An 18,490-nucleotide genomic window follows, 5' to 3' on the forward strand; every position below is an offset into this window, starting at 1 on the left:
CGGCGTTGCGGCGGGCTGACCCCATGCGTGCCGATCGCACTTTCGCGTACGGCGCCACCGCCGGTCTCCTCGGCGACCTCCTCCTCGGCGACCCCCGCCGCGGACACCCGGTCGCCGCGTTCGGCCGTGCCGCGGCGGCCGTGGAGCGCGCGCTGTGGCGCGACCACCGTGGCTGGGGCGCGCTGCACACAGCTGTGTGCGCCGGAGGCGCCGCGGGCGCCGCGCTGCTCGCCACCCGTGCCGTACGCCGTCGCCCCGCCGCCTCCGTCGCCCTGACCGCCGCCGCCACCTGGGCCGTGGTGGGCGGCACTTCGCTGGGCCGGGAGGCCCGCGCGATCGGCGCGGCCCTCGAAGCGGGCGACGTCGAGGCGGCCCGCGCGCGGCTGCCGCACCTGTGCGGGCGCGACCCGCAGTCCCTGGACTCGCCCGGCATCGCGCGCGCGGTCGTCGAGTCCGTCGCCGAGAACACCTCCGACGCCGTGGTGGGCGCGCTGGTGTGGGGGGCGCTCGCGGGCGTGCCGGGCCTGGTGGCGTTCCGCGCGGTCAACACCCTGGACGCGATGGTCGGCCACCGCTCGCCGCGCCATCTGCGGTACGGGTGGGCCTCGGCGCGCCTGGACGACGTGGCGGGCTGGCCGGGCGCCCGGCTCACCGCCGCGCTCGCGGCCGTGGCCTCAGGCGCGCCGCGCGCCGCCACGCGCGCGTGGCGCTCCGAAGCGGGCAGGCACCCGAGCCCCAACGCCGGGCCCGTGGAGGCCTCGTTCGCGGGGGCGCTGGGCGTACGGCTCGGCGGCACCCTCTCCTACGGCGGCCGCGTCGAGCACCGGCCGGTGCTGAACGGGGACGGCCGGGCGGTGGAAGTGGCGGACATCGAGCGGGCGGTGCGGCTGTCGCGCCGGGTGGGCTGGCTGGCGCTGGGCGTGGCGATCGCGGTGAGGAAGGTACGGACATGAGCGGCGGACTGCTGATCGCGGGCACCACGTCGGACGCCGGCAAGAGCGTCGTCACCGCCGGGATCTGCCGGTGGCTGGTGCGCCGGGGCGTGAAGGTCGCGCCCTTCAAGGGACAGAACATGTCCCTGAACTCCTTCGTCACCCGCGAGGGCGCGGAGATCGGGCGCGCGCAGGCGATGCAGGCGCAGGCGGCGCGCGTGGAGCCGTCCGCGCTGATGAACCCCGTGCTGCTCAAGCCGGGGAGCGACCGTTCGAGCCAGGTCGTGCTGATGGGCAGGCCGGTGGGCGAACTGAGCGCCCGCGGCTACCACGGCGGGCGCCAGGAGGCGCTTCTGGGCACGGTCGTGGACTGCCTGGAGCGCCTGCGGGGCACATATGACGCCGTGATCTGCGAGGGGGCGGGCAGCCCGGCCGAGATCAACCTGCGGCGCACCGACATCGTCAACATGGGTATCGCGCGCGCCGCGAAGCTGCCGGTGGTGGTGGTCGGCGACATCGACCGGGGCGGGGTGTTCGCCTCGTTCTTCGGGACCACGGCGCTGCTGAGCCGCGAGGACCAGGCGCTGGTCGCCGGGTACATCGTCAACAAGTTCCGCGGCGACGTCTCGCTGCTCGAACCCGGCATCGACATGCTGCGCGGCCTCACCGGGCGCCACACGTACGGGATCCTGCCGTTCGCGCACGGACTCGGCATCGACGAGGAGGACGGCCTTCGCGTCTCGCTGCGCGGCGCGGTGCGCGAGTCCGTGGTGGCGCCGCCGGTCGGCGAGGACGTGCTGCGGGTCGCGGTGTGCGCGGTGCCGCTGATGTCCAACTTCACGGATGTGGACGCGCTCGCCGCCGAACCGGGCGTGATCGTACGGTTCGTGGACCGGCCCGAGGAGCTGGCCGACGCGGATCTGGTCGTCGTGCCGGGAACCCGGGGCACGGTCCGGGCGTTGGAGTGGCTGAGGGAACGGGGGCTGGCGCGGGAGCTGGCGCGCAGGGCGGCCGAGGGGCGTCCGGTGCTGGGGATCTGCGGCGGGTTCCAGGTGCTCGGCGAGCACATCGAGGACGAGGTCGAGTCACGGACGGGCTCCGTGACGGGTCTTGGACTGCTGCCCGTGCGGGTGCGGTTCGCGGCCGAGAAGACACTTGCACGGCCGACCGGCGAGGCGCTGGGCGAGCCCGTGGAGGGATACGAGATCCACCACGGCGTCGCCGAAGTGCTGGGCGGGGAAGCCTTCTTGGACGGATGCCGGGTCGGTGCGGTCTGGGGGACGCACTGGCACGGGTCACTTGAGAGCGACGGATTCAGACGACGGTTTTTGGAGCTGGTCGCGAGCGCCACGGGACGGCGTTTCGTGCCCGCCCCGGACACGTCGTTCGGCGTGCTGCGCGAGGAGCAGCTGGACCGCCTCGGCGACCTCATCGAAGAACACGCGGACACGGACGCGCTGCTGCGGCTCATCGAGCAGGGCGCGCCCGCAGGACTTCCCTTCATCGCACCTGGAGCACCCGCATGAGCACTGTGCTGTTGTTGTCGACCGCCGACACGGATCTGCTGGCGGCCCGGGCCTCCGGGGCGCCCTTCCGGATCGGCAACCCGACCCGTATCGACGTGGCGGAGGAGCTGCCCGCGCTGATCGAGGGCGCGTCGGTGGCCGTCGTGCGCCTGCTGGGCGGCAAACGCGCCTGGGAGGACGGTCTGGCCGCGCTGAAGGCGTCCGGGATCCCCACGGTGCTGCTGGGCGGCGAGTCCGTGCCGGACGCGGAGCTGATGGCCGAGTCGTCGGCCCCCGCGGGCGTGGTCGCCGAGGCCCTGCGCTATCTGGTCGAGGGCGGCCCCGGCAACCTCGTGGAGCTGTCGCGCTTCCTCTCCGACACCGTGCTGCTCACCGGCGTCGGCTTCGCTGAGCCGCAGAAGATGCCGGAGTGGGGCGTGCACGGCACGCGCGCGTACGTGGAGGGCCGCCCCACGGTGGGCGTGCTCTTCTACCGCGCCCACCAGCTCTCGGGCAACACCTCCTTCGTCGACGTGCTCTGCGACCGCATCGAGGCCCAGGGCGCCAACGCGCTCGCGGTGTACGTGGGGTCGCTGCGCGGCGCGGACCCGGCGCTCTACGAGACGCTGGGCCGGGCGGACGCGCTGATCGCCACCGTCCTCGCGGCGGGCGGCACCACCGCCTCGCAGGCGAGCGCGGGCGGCGACGAGGAGGCGTGGGACATCGGCGCCCTGGCCGACCTGAACGTGCCGGTGCTGCAAGGGCTCTGCCTCACCTCGTCCAAGGCCGCCTGGGAGGCGTCGGACGCCGCCCTCTCCCCCATGGACGCGGCGATGCAGGTCGCCATCCCCGAGTTCGACGGCCGGCTGATCACCGTCCCGTTCTCCTTCAAGGAGCAGGGCCCCGACGAGGTTCCGGTCTATGTCGCCGACCCCGAGCGGGCCTCCCGGGTCGCCGGGATCGCGGTGCGCCACGCCCGTCTGAAGCACAAGCCGAACGCGGAGAAGAAGCTGGCCCTGGTCTTCACCGCCTACCCCACCAAGCACTCCCGGGTGGGCAACGCGGTGGGTCTGGACACCCCCGCCTCCGCGGTCCGGGTCCTGGACGCGCTGCGGGACGCCGGTTACGCGGTGGAGGGCCACCCGGACAACGGCGACGAGCTGATCCACCGGCTGATCAACGCGGGCGGCCACGACGTGGAGTGGCTCACCGAGGAGCAGCTCGCGGCGGCCCCCGCGCGCGTGCCGCTCGCGGACTACCGCGCCTGGTTCGAGAAGCTGGACCCGGAGCTGCGCGAGGGCATGCTGGAGCACTGGGGCGAGCCCCCGGGCGGGCTGTACGTGGACGGCGACGAGATCGTGCTCGCCTCCCTGCGGTTCGGCAACGTCGTGGTGATGATCCAGCCGCCGCGCGGCTTCGGCGAGAACCCCATCGCGATCTACCACGACCCGGACATGCCGCCCTCGCACCACTACATGGCGGCCTACCGCTGGCTGGAGAACAGCTTCGGCGCCGACGCGATCGTCCACATGGGCAAGCACGGCACCATGGAGTGGCTGCCCGGCAAGGGCCTCGGGCTGTCCTCGGGCTGCGGCCCGGACGCGGTCCTGGGCGACCTGCCGCTGGTCTACCCGTTCATCGTCAACGACCCGGGCGAGGGCACCCAGGCCAAGCGGCGCGGCCACGCCACGGTCGTGGACCACCTCGTCCCGCCGATGGCCCGCGCCGACACCTATGGCGACCTGGCCAAACTGGAGCAGCTCCTCGACGAGTACGCGCTGGTGAGCGACCTCGACCCGACGAAGGCCCCGGCGGTGCGGGCCCAGATCTGGACGCTGGTCAAGGCCGCCGAGCTCCACCACGACCTGCACGTCGACGAACAGCCCGACGACGGCGACTTCGACGAGTTCGTCATGCACATCGACGGCTACCTCTGCGAGATCAAGGACGTCCAGATCCGCGACGGCCTGCACATCCTGGGCGGCGGCCCCGAGGCCGAGCCCCGGGTCAACCTGGTGCTCGCGGTGCTGCGCGCCTCCCAGGTGTGGGGCGGGCAGGCCAACGCGCTGCCCGGACTGCGCGCCTCGCTCGCCGAGCACTTCGGCCTGGTGGAGAAGGAGCTGCTGGCCGAGCCGGGCGCGCCGGTGAAGGTCCCGGTGGAGCTCACCGACCTGGTCGAGGGCCCGGCCCGTACGGCGGCCGACACGATCGACCTGCTGGAGCACCTGTGCCGCCGCCTGGCGCAGGGCATGGAGGAGCGCGACTGGGCGGTACCGGCCTGCCGCCCGCTGGTCGCCGAGGTCGTGGGCACCGAGCTGCCGGACGCGGTGGCGGTCCTGGAGTTCGCCTGCCGCGAGGTGGTGCCGCGCCTGGCGCGCACGACCGACGAGATCACCCACATCCTGCGGGCGCTGGACGGCGGATACGTCCCGGCGGGCCCGTCCGGCTCCCCCACCCGGGGCCTGGTCAACGTCCTGCCGACCGGCCGCAACTTCTACTCGGTGGACCCCAAGGCCATCCCGTCCCGGCTGTCCTGGGAGGTCGGCCAGGCGCTCGCCGACTCGCTGGTCGCGCGCTATCTGGCGGACACCGGCGCGTACCCGAAGTCGGTGGGCCTGACCGTGTGGGGCACCTCCGCGATGCGCACCCAGGGCGACGACATCGCCGAGATCCTGGCGCTGCTCGGCTGCCGTCCGGTGTGGGACGAGGCGTCCCGCCGCGTCACCGGCTTCGAGGTGGTCCCGGTCGCCGAGCTGGGCCGTCCCCGCATCGATGTGACGGTCCGCATCTCCGGCTTCTTCCGGGACGCGTTCCCGCACGTCGTCGGGCTGCTCGACGACGCGGTGCGGACGGTGGCGGAGCTGGACGAGCCGGCCGAGTCCAACTACGTACGGGCGCACGCCGACGAGGACACCGCCGAGCACGGCGACCGCCGCCGCGCCACGGCCCGTATTTTCGGCTCCAAGCCGGGGGCGTACGGGGCGGGCCTGCTCCCCCTGATCGACGCGCGCAACTGGCGCAGCGACGCAGACCTCGCCGAGGTGTACGCGGTGTGGGGCGGCTACGCGTACGGACGCGGCCTGGACGGGCGGGCGGCGCGCGGCGACATGGAGACGGCGTTCCGGCGGATCGCGGTGGCGGCGAAGAACGTCGACACCCGCGAGCACGACCTGGTCGACGCCGACGACTACTTCCAGTACCACGGCGGCATGGTCGCCATGGTCCGCCATCTGACGGGCGAATCCCCCGAGGCGTATGTGGGCGACTCGGCCACCCCCGATCAGATCAAGACCCGCACCCTGGGCGAGGAGACCCACCGCGTCTTCCGCGCGCGCGTGGTCAACCCGCGCTGGATGGCGGCGATGCGGCGCCACGGCTACAAGGGCGCCTTCGAGATGGCCGCGACCGTGGACTACCTGTTCGGGTACGACGCGACGGCCGGCGTGGTGGACGACTGGATGTACGAGAAGCTCAGCGCGGAGTACGTGTTCGACGAGACGAACCGGGACTTCATGAAGAAGTCCAACCCCTGGGCCTTGCGCGGCATCACCGAGCGGCTGCTGGAGGCGGCCGACCGGGGCCTGTGGGCCGAACCGGACGCGGAGACGCTGGAGCAGCTCCGCGCGACCTATCTGCAGCTCGAGGGCGACCTGGAGGGTGACGACGCATGAGCACGCCTTATCCGTTCACCGCGATCGTCGGTCAGGACGATCTACGTCTCGCGCTGTTGCTGAACGCGGTGTCACCGGCGGTCGGCGGCGTGCTCGTCCGGGGTGAGAAGGGCACCGCCAAGTCGACCGCCGTGCGGGCGCTCTCGGCACTGCTGCCCGAGGTCGAGGTGGTCACGGGCTGCCGGTTCTCCTGTGACCCGGCCGCGCCCGATCCGGCGTGCCCCGACGGGCCGCACGAGGCCGGGACCGGGGCCGCCCGTCCCGCGCGGATGGTGGAGCTGCCGGTGGGCGCCTCCGAGGACCGTCTGGTGGGCGCGCTCGACATCGAGCGGGCGCTCGCCGAGGGCGTGAAGGCCTTCGAGCCGGGCCTGCTGGCCCACGCCCACCGGGGCATCCTCTACGTGGACGAGGTCAACCTCCTCCACGACCACCTGGTGGACCTGCTGCTCGACGCCGCCGCGATGGGTGCCTCGTATGTGGAGCGCGAGGGCGTCTCCGTACGGCACGCCGCGCGGTTCCTGCTGGTGGGGACCATGAACCCCGAAGAGGGCGAGTTGCGGCCGCAGTTGCTCGACCGGTTCGGGCTGACCGTCGAGGTGAAGGCCTCGCGGGAGCCGGACCAGCGGGTCGAGGTGGTCCGCCGCCGACTCGCGTACGACGACCAGCCCGCCGCGTTCGCCGCGCGCTGGGCCGACGAGGAGAGCGCGGTCCGGGCGCGGATCATCGCCGCGCGGGCCCTGCTGCCCCAGGTGCGCCTCGGCGACGCCGCGCTCCGGCAGATCGCCGCGACCTGCGCGGCCTTCGAGGTCGACGGGATGCGCGCCGACATCGTGATGGCGCGCACCGCGACGGCGCTGGCCGCCTGGGCGGGGCGTACGGAGGTGCTCGCCGAGGACGTGCGGCAGGCGGCTCTGCTCGCGCTGCCCCACCGGCGCCGACGCAACCCCTTCGATGCCCCGGGCCTCGACGAGGACAAGCTCGACGACACGCTCCAGGAGTTCGGGGACCAGGGCGAGGACGACGACCCGGATCCGGACGGGCCGGGCGGCGGAGGCGGCCAGCCCCCGCAGGACGGTGGCCCGACGCCGGACGCGGGCGCCGGGGACACCCCCGCGCGCCCCGAGGCGGGCGAGGGCGGCGAACCGCAGCCGTCCGGCGCGGGCGAGCAGCAGGCCGTCCGGGCGGGCGAGCCGTTCCGTACGAAGATGCTGAGCGTGCCGGGCCTCGGCGAGGGCGCGGCCGGGCGCCGCTCGCGGGCGCGTACGGCCCACGGGCGCACCACCGGGGCCCGTCGCCCCCAGGGCGCCCTCACCAAGCTGCACCTGGCGGCGACGGTCCAGGCGGCCGCGCCGCACCAGCGGGCGCGGGGGCGTTCCGGGCGCGGACTGGTCGTGCGGCGCGACGATCTGCGCCAGGCGACCCGGGAGGGCCGCGAGGGCAATCTGGTGCTCTTCGTCGTCGACGCCTCCGGCTCGATGGCGGCCCGGCAGCGGATGGGCGCGGTCAAGGGCGCGGTGCTGTCACTGCTGCTCGACGCCTATCAGCGGCGGGACAAGGTCGGTCTGATCACCTTCCGCGGCAAGGAGGCGGAGGTGGCGCTGCCGCCGACGTCGTCCGTGGACGCGGCGGCGGTCCGTCTGGAGACGCTGCCGACGGGCGGGCGCACCCCGCTGGCGGCGGGGCTGCTGAAGGCGCACGACGTGCTGCGGGTGGAGCGGATGCGCGATCCTTCGCGGCGGCCGCTGCTCGTGGTGGTGACGGACGGGCGGGCAACCGGCGGCGTGGACCCGGTGGCGCTGGCGGGCCGCTCGGCCCGGCTGCTGGCGGCCGAAGGGGTCGCGTCGGTGGTCGTGGACTGCGAGGCGGGCGCGGTGCGCCTGGGGCTCGCGGCGGAGCTGGCGCGCGAGCTGGGCGGCCCGGCGGTGACGCTCGACGAGCTGCGGGCCGACTCGATCGCGGGTCTGGTCAAGGACGTGCAGGGGACGAACAGGAGGGCCGCCTGATGCCGCAGGGACAGCCGAGTGTGGTGCCGGAGGACGGCCTGACGACCCGTCAGCGGCGCAACCGGCCGCTGGTCGTGGTGCACACGGGCATCGGCAAGGGCAAGTCGACGGCCGCGTTCGGGCTGGCGCTGCGGGCCTGGAACCAGGGCTGGCCGATCGGGGTGTTCCAGTTCGTCAAGTCGGCGAAGTGGAAGGTCGGCGAGGAGAACGCGCTGAAGGTGCTGGGCGCCTCCGGCGAGGGCGGCAGCGTGGCCTGGCACAAGATGGGCGAGGGCTGGTCGTGGATCCAGCGCGCCCCCTCGGAGGGCGAACTCTCCAACGAGGACAAGGCCCGCGAGGGCTGGGAGCAGGTCAAGCGGGACCTGGCGGCCGAGACGTACAAGCTGTACGTGCTCGACGAGTTCGCCTACCCGATGCACTGGGGCTGGATCGACACGGACGAGGTCGTCGCGGTGCTGCGGGACCGTCCCGGCACCCAGCACGTGGTGATCACGGGGCGCAACGCCCCGGAGAAGCTGGTGGACTTCGCGGACCTGGTGACCGACATGTCCAAGGTCAAGCATCCGATGGACGCCGGCCAGAAGGGGCAGCGGGGCATCGAGTGGTAGCACGTCTCGTCATCGCGGCCCCCTCGTCGGGCAGCGGGAAGACCACGGTCGCGACGGGCCTGATGGCCGCGCTCGCCGCGACCGGGCTGACCGTGTCCCCGCACAAGGTCGGCCCCGACTACATCGATCCCGGCTACCACGCCCTGGCCACGGGGCGCCAGGGGCGCAACCTCGACGCGTACCTGTACGGGGAGGCGCTGGTGGCCCCGCTGTTCGCGCACGGGGCGCGGGGGTGCGACGTCGCGGTGGTCGAGGGCGTGATGGGGCTGTACGACGGAGCGGCCGGGCTCGGTGAGCAGGCCTCCACCGCCCAGGTGGCGAAGCTGCTGCGGGCGCCGGTGGTGCTGGTGGTCGACGCGTCCTCGCAGTCGCGGTCGGTGGCGGCGCTGGTGCACGGCTTCGCGTCCTGGGATCCGGGGGTGCGGATCGGCGGGGTGATCCTCAACAAGGTGGCCTCGGACCGGCACGAGGCGCTGCTGCGGGAGGCGCTGGACGAGTCCGGTGTCCCGGTCCTCGGCGCCCTGCGGCGCGCGGCCCCGCTGTCGACGCCGTCGCGCCATCTGGGCCTGGTGCCGGTGGCCGAGCGGCGGGCGGACGCGGTGGCCGCGGTGGCGGCGATGGCGGAGCAGGTGCGGCAGGGGTGCGATCTGGCCGCGCTGGTGGCACTGGCGCGCTCGGCGCCGCACCTCGGGTGCGAGCCGTGGGACGCGGCGACGGCGCTGCTCCCCCACCCCGCCCCTTCCCTGAACCCTCCGGGGGCAGGGGTGGGAGAAGGCGGTTTCCCGGGGGTTACGCCCCCGGACCTCTCGGGCGGGGGCTCCGCCCCCGGCGGGGCCGCGCCCCGGCCCGTGGACGGCAAAGGTCCCCGCCCCGTCGTCGCCCTCGCCGGCGGCCCCGCCTTCACCTTCTCGTACGCCGAGCACGGCGAACTCCTGGCCGCCGCCGGGGCGGACGTCGTCGTGTTCGATCCGCTCAGGGACGAGGCGCTGCCCGACGGCACCGCCGGGCTCGTCATCGGCGGCGGCTTCCCCGAGGTCTACGCGGCCGAGCTCAGCGCCAACGAGCCGCTGCGCGAGGCCGTCGGCGATCTCGCGCGGTCGGGGGCGCCCGTCGCCGCCGAGTGCGCCGGGCTGCTCTATCTGGCGCGTTCGCTCGACGGGCAGCCGATGTGCGGCGTCCTGGACGCCGACGCCCGGATGTCGGAACGGCTGACACTCGGGTACCGCGAAGCCGTGGCCGTGGGCGACAGTTGCCTGGCCGACGCCGGAACCCGGCTGCGCGGCCACGAGTTCCACCGGACCGTCCTGGACCCGGGGGCGGGACCCGCGCCCGCGTGGGGTCTGGTGCACCCGGAGCGCCGGGTCGAAGGGTTCGTACAGCAGGGCGTGCACGCGAGCTATCTGCACACGCACTGGGCCGCCAGGCCCGCCATCGCCCGTCGGTTCGTCGAGAGGTGCCCGCAATGAGCAAGCTGGTCGGAGTCGGAGTGGGGCCCGGCGACCCGGAGTTGGTGACCGTCAAGGGCGTCAAGGCGCTCCAGGCCGCCGATGTGGTCGTGGTGCCCGTCATGGACACCGGGGAGCGCGGCCGCGCCGAGGCGACCGTACTCCACTACGTGGACGGCGCCAGAATCGTCCGGGTCGTCTTCGCGCTCAACGAGCGCACCGACCGCGGCCGGCGCGAGGCGGCGTGGGACGCGGCGGGCGAGACGGTCGCCGCGTTGCTGCGCGCCCACGAGCGCGTCGCCTTCGCGACCATCGGCGACCCCAATGTGTACTCGACGTTCACCTACCTCGCCCAGACCATCACCGAGCTGGTGCCGGGCACGGAGATCGTCACCGTGCCCGGGATCACCGCCATGCAGGACCTCGCCGCGCGTTCGGGAGCCGTGCTCACCGAGGGCACCGAGCCGCTCACGCTGGTCCCCGTCACCGCCGGGGCGACCGTCCTGAAGGACGCGCTGGAGGGGCCGGGCACGGTCGTGGCGTACAAGTTCGGCCGCCAGGCCGGTGAGGTGGCGGCGGCGCTGCGCGCGACCGGGCGGATCGAGGACGCGGTGTGGGGCTCGGCGCTGGGCCTGGACGAGGAGTTCATCAGCCCGGCCGCCGAGCTGGACGGCCGCGCGCTGCCCTACCTCTCGACGCTCATCGCGCCCGCGCGGCGCGAGGGCGGACGCGGCGGCAAGCTGTGACCCCGCCGCCGCCCCCGCCCCGGGCGCCGCGGGGCTCATCCCGCGATGCCCACCACCAGCCAGATGAAGGCCACGCCCGCGACCGTGCACAGCAGGGTCGAGCGGGCCGGGTGGTCGTGGTGCGCCTCGGGCAGGATCTCGGCGGCGGCCAGATACAGGAGCACTCCGCTGAAGAAACCCAGATAGCCACCGAGCAGCTCGGCCGGAAGGGTGAACAGCAGGGTGGAGGCGGCGCCCGCCATCGGAGCGAGCGCGTCGGCGACGAGCATGGCCACGGCCCTGCGCCTGTCGTTCCCGTACAGGCTGGTGATCGTGTAGGTGTTGAAGCCGTCGGCGAAGTCATGGGTGATCACCGCGACCGCCACGGCCGCGCCCATGCCGCCGCCCACCTGGAACGCGGCGCCGATCGCGATGCCGTCCATGAGGCTGTGCCCGACCATCGCCGCGGCGGCCGTCAGCCCCACCTGCGGTGCCCTCTCGTCCGCCCCGTGGGCGGCCCGGCGTACGGCCAGCAGGCGTTCCACCAAGTGGGCGAGGAGGAAGCCGCCCACGAACAGAAGCAGCGCGGCCGGTACGCCGAAGACGTCGTCGCCCGCCGCGTCCAGCGCCTCCGGCAGGAGGTCGAGTCCGACCACGCCGAGCATCAGGCCGCCCGCCAGTCCCAGCACCAGATGGCGCCGGTCGGTGACGCGCTGGGCCGTCCAGCCGCCGACCAGTGTCATCAGGAAGGCGCCGAGCGCCACGATCACCACCATGCGCCCTTGCTAACCGACTGACCCACCCCCGCGCATTTCGCTTTACCGACTGTGTGACGTACGAGAGGACCCCTCCCATGGCCGATGCCCCCACCGGCAGGCTGACCGTCGTCGGCGCCGGCCCCGGCGCCGCCGACCTGCTGACGTTCCGCGCCGCCCGGGCGATCGCCGAGGCCGATGTGGTCATCTGGGCCGCGAGCCTGGTGCAGGCCGAGGTCCTGGACCACGCGCGCGAAGACGCCGAGATCCTGGACTCGGCGGCGATGTCCCTGGAGGACGTCGTCGGCGTGTACGAGCGGGCCGCCCGCGAGGGTCTGAAGGTCGCCCGGATCCACTCCGGCGACCCGGCACTGTGGGGCGGCACCCAGGAGCAGCTCGACCGGGTGGCGGGGCTCGGCCTGGAGGTCGAGATCGTCCCGGGTGTCTCCTCGTTCTCCGCGGTCGCGGCGATCGCCCAGCGCGAGCTGACCATCCCGGAGGTGGCCCAGTCCGTGATCCTCACCCGGCTGGGCGGCGGCAAGACGCCGATGCCGCCCGGCGAGGAGGTGCGCGAGTTCGCCCGGCACGGCACGACCATGGCCGTCTTCCTGTCCGCCGCCCGCTCCGGGCAGCTGGTCGAGGAGCTGCTGGAGGGCGGCTACCCGACGTCGACCCCGGTCGTCGTGGCGTACCAGGCGACCTGGCCCGAGGAGCTGGTGCTGCGCTGCACGATCGGCACGCTGGAGGAGACGGTCAAGGAGCACAAACTCTGGAAGCACACGCTCTTCCTGGTCGGCCCCGCCCTGTCGGCGTCCGGCACCCGCTCGCACCTGTACCACCCGGGCCACTTCCACGGCTTCCGCCGGGCCGATCCGGCGGCCCGGCGCGCGCTGAAGGCCGAGAACGCCCAGAAGACGGAGCGCTCCCCGTCATGATCACCGTCATCGGTACGGGGACGGGCGCACCGCTGGCCCCGGACGCCCTGGCGGCGCTCGCCGAGGCCACGCTGGTCACCGGGGCGGCCCGGCATCTCGCGGCGGCCGAGATCCCGCCGGGCGCCGAGCAGGTGGTGCTCGGTCCGCTGGCGCCCGCCCTCGACGCCATCGCCGAGCACCGCGAGCGGGGCGGCCGGGTCGTGGTGCTGGCCTCGGGCGACCCCGGCTTCTTCGGGATCGTCCGGGCGCTGGGCGAGCGGTTCGGCCCGCGTGAGCTGGACGTACGGCCGGGGACCGCCTCGGTGGCCGTCGCCTTCGCCCGGCTGGGGCTCCCCTGGGACGACGCGCTGGTGGTGAGCGCGCACGGGCGGGACCTGCGCACGGCCGCCAATGTGTGCCGGGCGCACCCCAAGACCGCCGTGCTCACCGGGCCCGGCGCCGGGCCCGCCGAGCTCGGCGCGGAGCTCGCCCGCCGGGCGCCCGAACGCGTCCTGGTGGTCGCCTCCGCCCTGGGCGACCCGCGGCGGGAGCGGCTGGTGAAGGTGACCCCGGCCGAGGCCGCGGCCCGCGAGTGGGACGCGGTCAGCGTGATCATCTGCCTGGACGAGGAGCAGGCGCTCTCGCCGCTGCGGACGGTCGCTGGCGGGCGGGCCACGCCCGACCGCTGGGCGCTGGAGGAGAGCGCGTTCGCCCACCGCGACTCGATGATCACCAAGGCCGAGGTCCGGGCCCTCGCGCTCGCCCGTATCGGCCCGCGCCTGGGCGATCTCGTCTGGGACATAGGGGCCGGATCGGGCTCGGTGGCCGTGGAGTGCGCCCGGTTCGGGGCGGCGGCGGTCGCGGTCGAGAAGACCGCCGAGGGCTGCGAGCACGTCCGGGCCAACGCGGCGGCGCACCACGTGGACGTGCGGGTGGTGCACGGCGCGGCGCCCACGGTCCTGTCGGACCTCACCGACCCGGACGCGGTGTTCATCGGCGGGGGCGGCCGCGAGCTGCCCGCGATCGTCACCGCGTGCGCCCGTCGCGCCCGGCGCACGGTGGTGGTGGCGCTGGCCGCGCTCGACCGTGTCCCGGCGGTGCGGGCGGCACTGGCCGGTGCCGGTCTGGAGACCGACGGGGTGCTGCTCCAGGCCTCGCGGCTCGCGCCGCTGCCGGGCGATGTGACCCGCCTCGCCGCCGCCAACCCCGTCTTCCTCCTGTGGGGCGACCGCCCCGCACCCTCTGCCGTATCGGTTGTCGAAGGAGCTGTTCAGTGATCGGCCTGATCTCCGCCACCGCGGCGGGCGCCACCGCCCGCGACCGGTTGGCCGCGGCCTGGCCCGGCCGGGTCCGGGTGTACGAAGGACCCGTGCGGGAGGCCGTCGAGCGGGCCTTCGCCGAGTGCGAGGCGCTGGTGTGCTTCCTCGCCACCGGTGCCACGGTCCGGCTGCTCGCCCCGCTCCTCGCGGACAAGGCGTCCGACCCGGGTGTGGTCTGCGTGGACGAGGCCGGGCGCTTCGCGGTCTCCCTGCTCGGGGGCCACGGGGGCGGTGCCAACGCGCTGGCCGCCGAGGTCGCCGAGGTCCTCGGCTGTACGCCGGTGGTGACCACGGCGACGGACGCGGTGGGCGTGCCGGGCCTGGACACCCTCGGTCTGCCGGTGGAGGGCGCGGTCGCGGCGGTCTCGCGCGCGGTCCTGGACGGCTCGCCGGTGGCGCTGCGGGCGGACGGGGTGTGGCCGCTGCCCGCCCTCCCGCCGAACGTGCGCCCCGACGCCGGGGGCCCCGCCACCCTCCACCTCACCGACCGGCTGCTGGAATTGGGCCCGGACGAGGCCGTACTGCGGCCCAAGTCCCTGGTCGTCGGCGTCGGCGCGTCCAGGGGCGCCCCCGTCGAGGAGGTGCTCGGCCTGATCGAGGACACCCTCGCGGGCGCCGGTCTCAGCGCGCTGAGTGTGGCCGCGCTGGCCACCGTGGACGCGAAGCGCGAGGAGCCGGGGATCGTGGAGGCCGCCTCCCGTCTCGGGGTGCCGCTCACCACGTACAGCGCCGAAGAGCTCGCCGGGATCACCGTGCCGAACCCGTCCGACGCGCCGCTGGAGGCCGTCGGGACGCCGAGCGTCGCGGAGGCCGCCGCGCTCGCGGGCGGGGGCGAACTGCTGGTGCCCAAGCGGAAGTCGAGCCCCGAGGGGCGTGCCGCGATGGCCACCTGCGCGGTGGTGCGGCGCGCTCCGCGCGGACGGCTCGCGGTCGTCGGGCTCGGCCCCGGCGCCCGGGACCTGCTCACCCCGCGCGCCAAGGACGAGCTGCGCCGGGCCTCGGTGCTCGTCGGGCTCGACCAGTACGTGGACCAGATCCGCGATCTGCTGCGGCCGGGCACCACGGTCCTGGAGTCGGGGCTCGGCGCCGAGGAGGAGCGGGCCCGTACCGCCGTCGCCCAGGCGCGCGCCGGGCACGCGGTCGCGCTGATCGGCTCCGGCGACGCGGGGGTGTACGCGATGGCGTCGCCCGCGCTCGCCGAGGCCGCCGACGACATCGAGGTGGTGGGCGTGCCGGGCGTGACGGCCGCGCTGGCCGCCGCCGCGATCCTGGGCGCGCCGCTGGGCCACGACCACGTCTCCATCTCGCTCTCGGACCTGCACACGCCGTGGGAGGTCATCGAGCGCCGCGTACGGGCGGCGGCCGAGGCGGACATCGTGGTCACCTTCTACAACCCGCGCAGCCGGGGCCGCGACTGGCAGCTGCCCAAGGCGCTCGGCATCCTCGCCGGGCACCGCGCCCCGCACACCCCGGTCGGCGTGGTGCGCAACGCCTCGCGTCCCGACGAGAGCAGCCGGCTCACCACGCTCGGCGCGCTGGACCCGGCGACCGTGGACATGATGACGGTGGTGACCGTCGGCAACACGGCCACCCGGGAGATCGCGGGCCGCATGGTGACCCCGCGCGGCTACCGCTGGCAGAACTCCGCCCCCGGGGAGGCCAGGTGAGCAGGCCCTGGGAGCGTACGGTCCACCCCATCGAGGTGGAGTCCTACCGGCGGATGCGTGCCCGCCTGGACACCTCGCACCTCGCGCCGCTGACGAGGGCCGTGGTGGAGCGGGTCGTCCACTCCGCCGCCGACCTCGGCTACGCCACGGACCTCGTCATGGACGAGGACGCCCTGGTCAAGGCCCATGCCGCGCTGCACGCGGGGGCGCCGGTCGTCACCGACGTGGAGATGGTCGCGGCCGGGATCACCCGGCGCGAGACGGTCTGCCGCCTCCGGGACGCCGAGTCCGGTCCCGGGCTCACGCGTTCGGCGCACGCCATCCGGCTCGCATACGAGCAGGTGGGCCCCGGCGCGCTCTGGGTGATCGGCAACGCGCCCACCGCCCTGGAGGAGCTCCTCACCCTCGACGCCGCGCCCGCGCTGGTGATCGGCCTGCCGGTCGGCTTCGTCGGAGCCGTGGAGTCCAAGCAGGCGCTGCGCGAGAGCGGCCTGCCCGCAGTCAGCAACGTTTCCGAGAAGGGCGGCTCGGCGGTGGCCTCCGCCGCGCTCAACGCCCTTCTGTACCACCCCCTCGCCAAGGAGAAGCAGTGACCACCCCCCAGACCAAGCCCGCCCTGCTCATCGCCGGGCACGGCACCCGGGACGACGCCGGGGCCGAGGCGTTCCGCGCGTTCGTCGAGGAGCTCGGCCGCCGCCACCCCGAACTGCCCGTCGCGGGCGGCTTCATCGAGCTTTCGCCGCCCCCGCTGGGCGACGCGGTGACCTCGCTCGTCGAGCGGGGGGTGAAGCGGTTCGCCGCGGTGCCCCTGATGCTGGTGTCGGCCGGACACGCCAAGGGCGACATCCCGGCCGCGCTCACCCGCGAGAAGGAGCGCCACCCCGGCATCTCCTACACCTACGGCCGCCCGCTCGGGCCGCACCCCTCGCTGCTCGCGGTCCTGGAGCGCCGGGTGGACGAGGTCATCGGCGACCTCGACCGCTCCGAGGTGACGGTCCTCCTCGTCGGCCGGGGCTCCACCGACCCCGACGCCAACTCCGAGGTGCACAAGGCGGCCCGGCTGTTCTGGGAGGGGCGCGGTTACGCGGGCGTGGAGACGGCGTTCGTCTCGCTCGCGGCGCCGGACGTCCCGGCCGGTCTGGACCGCTGCGAGAGGCTGGGCGCGCGGACGGTCGTCGTCCTGCCGTACTTCCTCTTCACCGGCATCCTGCCGGACCGGGTGCGGCAGCAGACCGAGGAGTGGGCGGCGGCGCACCCCGCTCTGGACGTGCGGTCCGCCGAGGTCATCGGCGCGGCCGAGGAGCTGCACACGCTGGTCATGGAGCGGTACGAGGAGGCGGTGAAGGGGGATCTGCGGATGAACTGCGACTCCTGCGTCTACCGGATCGCGCTGCCCGGATTCGAGGACAAGGTGGGAATGCCCCAGCAGCCCCACTTCCACCCGGACGACGACGGCCACCATCATCACCACCATGGCAGCCATGCGCACGCACATCACTGAGCACGATCTGCGCCACCACGGGGACGCCGAGGTCCGTGACGCCGGCGCGGGTCTCACCGACCTCGCGGTCAACGTACGGGCGGACACTCCTCCGGAGTGGCTGCGGGAGCGGATCGCCGCGTCCCTGACCGGGCTCGCCGCCTACCCCGACGGGCGGGCGGCCCGGGCGGCGGTCGCGGAGCGGCACGGGCTGCCGGTGGAGCGGGTGCTGCTGACGGCGGGGGCGGCGGAGGCGTTCGTGCTGCTCGCGCGGGCGCTCCCGGTCCGCCACCCCGTGGTGGTGCATCCGCAGTTCACCGAGCCCGAGGCGGCGCTGCGGGACGCCGGGCACGAGGTCCGGCGGGTCCTGCTGCGCCCGGAGGACGGCTTCCGGCTCGACCCGGCGGCCGTCCCCGAGGAGGCGGACCTGGTGGTGGTGGGCAACCCCACCAACCCCACGTCGGTGCTGCACCCCGGCGGGGTCCTCGCCGCGCTCGCCCGGCCCGGGCGGACGCTGGTGGTGGACGAGGCGTTCATGGACGCGGTGCCGGGCGAGCGGGAGGCGCTGGCGGGGCGTACGGACGTGCCGGGCCTGGTGGTCCTGCGCAGCCTCACCAAGACGTGGGGCCTGGCGGGCCTGCGGATCGGCTACGTCCTGGCCGAACCGTCCGTGGTGGCCGCGCTCTCCCGGGCCCAGCCGCTGTGGCCCGTCTCCACGCCCGCCCTGGTGGCAGCGCAGGCGTGCGTGTCGCCGCGGGCGCTGGCGGAGGCGGAGGAGGCGGCCCACCGCCTCGCCGCGGACCGGGCGCACCTGGTGGCCGGGCTCGGGGAGTTCGAGGAGGTACGGGTGGTGGGGGCGGCCGAGGGGCCGTTCGTCCTGGTACGGATGGAGGCGGCGGTGGAGGTGCGGGCGCGGCTGCGGGGCCTGGGGTTCCTGGCCCGCCGGGGCGACACGTTCCCGGGCCTCGGCCCGGAGTGGCTGCGGCTGGCGATCCGGGACCGCGCGACGACGAATCGTTTCCTCCAGGCCCTGGACCAGGCGTTGACGCTGGCGTCCCCCAGCGGGGGCCCAGGCCCTGGCCCCCACCTTCCCTGAGCCGACCCCCGCCGCCCTGGGGGTCCGGGCTCGACCCGGGGGAGGTACGGATTTCGCCTGGTGACCGTCAGTGGCTGAGCGCGCGGTTCCCCGCGCCCCTGAGTACCTGGGGCGCGGGGAACCGCGCGAGCAAGCCGCGACGGCCCGCACCGGCCGGCGGACGCGGCGCGATCCCCCGGAGGGTTCAGGGAGGCCCCCTTGCTCGTCCGTGGGGCTCGCCACCGTGCCGCGCAGCGCGAAAGACCGCTTGACCGGTCTCGGCGGTATGGGACGGCCACGGAGGACCGTACAAGCTGGTTCCCGGTGTCACACGCAGAGCATTCGCTTCTCGCTCATGTCGGGCACCGCGGGTCAGCTCGGGGCAGCCGGT

14 protein-coding genes are annotated in these 18,490 nt (G+C 74.7%); 13 read left to right on the forward strand and 1 reads right to left on the reverse strand.

Going from position 1 to position 18,490, the window contains the following annotated elements; all coding sequences use genetic code 11:
• The first annotated feature begins 23 nt into the window (after positions 1 to 23).
• The 7 genes from ACZ4MU_RS10420 to cobI are packed head-to-tail and all read left to right on the forward strand — an operon-like array spanning position 24 to position 10,910.
• Positions 24 to 953 (forward strand): cobalamin biosynthesis protein, encoded by a 930-nt coding sequence (locus tag ACZ4MU_RS10420; protein WP_467873653.1) that lies wholly within the window; start codon positions 24 to 26, stop codon positions 951 to 953.
• A complete protein-coding gene (locus tag ACZ4MU_RS10425) occupies positions 950 to 2,458 on the forward strand; it encodes a cobyric acid synthase (RefSeq protein WP_467873656.1) in 1,509 nt (502 codons plus the stop codon). The genes ACZ4MU_RS10420 and ACZ4MU_RS10425 overlap by 4 nt, the downstream gene beginning before the upstream one ends.
• Complete coding sequence (cobN, locus tag ACZ4MU_RS10430) at positions 2,455 to 6,108, forward strand: cobaltochelatase subunit CobN (protein WP_467873658.1); 3,654 nt, start codon at positions 2,455 to 2,457, stop codon at positions 6,106 to 6,108. Before ACZ4MU_RS10425 ends, cobN begins: the two co-directional genes overlap by 4 nt.
• Entirely contained in the window at positions 6,105 to 8,111 is a 2,007-nt protein-coding gene (locus tag ACZ4MU_RS10435; RefSeq protein WP_467873661.1) for a putative cobaltochelatase, read from the forward strand. The genes cobN and ACZ4MU_RS10435 overlap by 4 nt, the downstream gene beginning before the upstream one ends.
• On the forward strand, positions 8,111 to 8,719 hold the full coding sequence (cobO, locus tag ACZ4MU_RS10440) for a cob(I)yrinic acid a,c-diamide adenosyltransferase (protein WP_467873663.1): 609 nt from the start codon (positions 8,111 to 8,113) through the stop codon (positions 8,717 to 8,719). The genes ACZ4MU_RS10435 and cobO overlap by 1 nt, the downstream gene beginning before the upstream one ends.
• Positions 8,713 to 10,185 carry a cobyrinate a,c-diamide synthase gene (locus ACZ4MU_RS10445; protein WP_467873666.1) on the forward strand — a complete coding sequence of 491 codons (1,473 nt, stop codon included), beginning with the start codon at positions 8,713 to 8,715 and terminating at the stop codon, positions 10,183 to 10,185. Before cobO ends, ACZ4MU_RS10445 begins: the two co-directional genes overlap by 7 nt.
• The gene (cobI, locus tag ACZ4MU_RS10450) at positions 10,182 to 10,910 is read left to right on the forward strand and encodes a precorrin-2 C(20)-methyltransferase (RefSeq protein WP_467873669.1); all 729 of its coding nucleotides are present in this window, start codon (positions 10,182 to 10,184) and stop codon (positions 10,908 to 10,910) included. The genes ACZ4MU_RS10445 and cobI overlap by 4 nt, the downstream gene beginning before the upstream one ends.
• 35 nt (positions 10,911 to 10,945) lie before the next feature.
• Here cobI and ACZ4MU_RS10455 read toward each other — a convergent pair whose 3' ends face one another.
• Positions 10,946 to 11,665 (reverse strand): ZIP family metal transporter, encoded by a 720-nt coding sequence (locus ACZ4MU_RS10455; protein ID WP_467873672.1) that lies wholly within the window; start codon positions 11,663 to 11,665, stop codon positions 10,946 to 10,948.
• A gap of 77 nt (positions 11,666 to 11,742) precedes the next feature.
• Here ACZ4MU_RS10455 and cobM point away from each other — a divergent pair, with 77 nt between their 5' ends.
• From cobM to cobC, 6 genes are read left to right on the forward strand one after another with little or no spacing between them, the layout of a single operon-like run.
• Positions 11,743 to 12,579, forward strand: a complete 837-nt coding sequence (gene cobM, locus ACZ4MU_RS10460; protein ID WP_467873675.1) for a precorrin-4 C(11)-methyltransferase — start codon at positions 11,743 to 11,745, stop codon at positions 12,577 to 12,579.
• Complete coding sequence (cbiE, locus tag ACZ4MU_RS10465; protein WP_467873677.1) at positions 12,576 to 13,835, forward strand: precorrin-6y C5,15-methyltransferase (decarboxylating) subunit CbiE; 1,260 nt, start codon at positions 12,576 to 12,578, stop codon at positions 13,833 to 13,835. The genes cobM and cbiE overlap by 4 nt, the downstream gene beginning before the upstream one ends.
• Positions 13,832 to 15,544 carry a precorrin-3B C(17)-methyltransferase gene (cobJ, locus tag ACZ4MU_RS10470; RefSeq protein ID WP_467873680.1) on the forward strand — a complete coding sequence of 571 codons (1,713 nt, stop codon included), beginning with the start codon at positions 13,832 to 13,834 and terminating at the stop codon, positions 15,542 to 15,544. The genes cbiE and cobJ overlap by 4 nt, the downstream gene beginning before the upstream one ends.
• The gene (locus tag ACZ4MU_RS10475) at positions 15,541 to 16,137 is read left to right on the forward strand and encodes a precorrin-8X methylmutase (RefSeq protein WP_467873682.1); all 597 of its coding nucleotides are present in this window, start codon (positions 15,541 to 15,543) and stop codon (positions 16,135 to 16,137) included. The genes cobJ and ACZ4MU_RS10475 overlap by 4 nt, the downstream gene beginning before the upstream one ends.
• Positions 16,134 to 17,045, forward strand: a complete 912-nt coding sequence (locus ACZ4MU_RS10480; protein WP_467873685.1) for a sirohydrochlorin chelatase — start codon at positions 16,134 to 16,136, stop codon at positions 17,043 to 17,045. The genes ACZ4MU_RS10475 and ACZ4MU_RS10480 overlap by 4 nt, the downstream gene beginning before the upstream one ends.
• Positions 17,017 to 18,120 (forward strand): Rv2231c family pyridoxal phosphate-dependent protein CobC, encoded by a 1,104-nt coding sequence (cobC, locus tag ACZ4MU_RS10485; protein WP_467873688.1) that lies wholly within the window; start codon positions 17,017 to 17,019, stop codon positions 18,118 to 18,120. The genes ACZ4MU_RS10480 and cobC overlap by 29 nt, the downstream gene beginning before the upstream one ends.
• Positions 18,121 to 18,490: the final 370 nt, after the last annotated feature.

It is taken from the genome of Streptomyces sp. NPDC026377 (assembly GCF_055567715.1).

Coding starts and splice junctions, on each gene's coding strand:
- ACZ4MU_RS10420 (WP_467873653.1), top strand. CDS start 24: ATGCGTGCCGATCGCACTTTCGCGTACGGCGCCACCGCCGGTCTCCTC.
- ACZ4MU_RS10425 (WP_467873656.1), top strand. CDS start 950: ATGAGCGGCGGACTGCTGATCGCGGGCACCACGTCGGACGCCGGCAAG.
- cobN (WP_467873658.1), top strand. CDS start 2,455: ATGAGCACTGTGCTGTTGTTGTCGACCGCCGACACGGATCTGCTGGCG.
- ACZ4MU_RS10435 (WP_467873661.1), top strand. CDS start 6,105: ATGAGCACGCCTTATCCGTTCACCGCGATCGTCGGTCAGGACGATCTA.
- cobO (WP_467873663.1), top strand. CDS start 8,111: ATGCCGCAGGGACAGCCGAGTGTGGTGCCGGAGGACGGCCTGACGACC.
- cobI (WP_467873669.1), top strand. CDS start 10,182: ATGAGCAAGCTGGTCGGAGTCGGAGTGGGGCCCGGCGACCCGGAGTTG.
- ACZ4MU_RS10455 (WP_467873672.1), bottom strand. CDS start 11,665: ATGGTGGTGATCGTGGCGCTCGGCGCCTTCCTGATGACACTGGTCGGC.
- cobM (WP_467873675.1), top strand. CDS start 11,743: ATGGCCGATGCCCCCACCGGCAGGCTGACCGTCGTCGGCGCCGGCCCC.
- cbiE (WP_467873677.1), top strand. CDS start 12,576: ATGATCACCGTCATCGGTACGGGGACGGGCGCACCGCTGGCCCCGGAC.
- cobC (WP_467873688.1), top strand. CDS start 17,017: ATGGCAGCCATGCGCACGCACATCACTGAGCACGATCTGCGCCACCAC.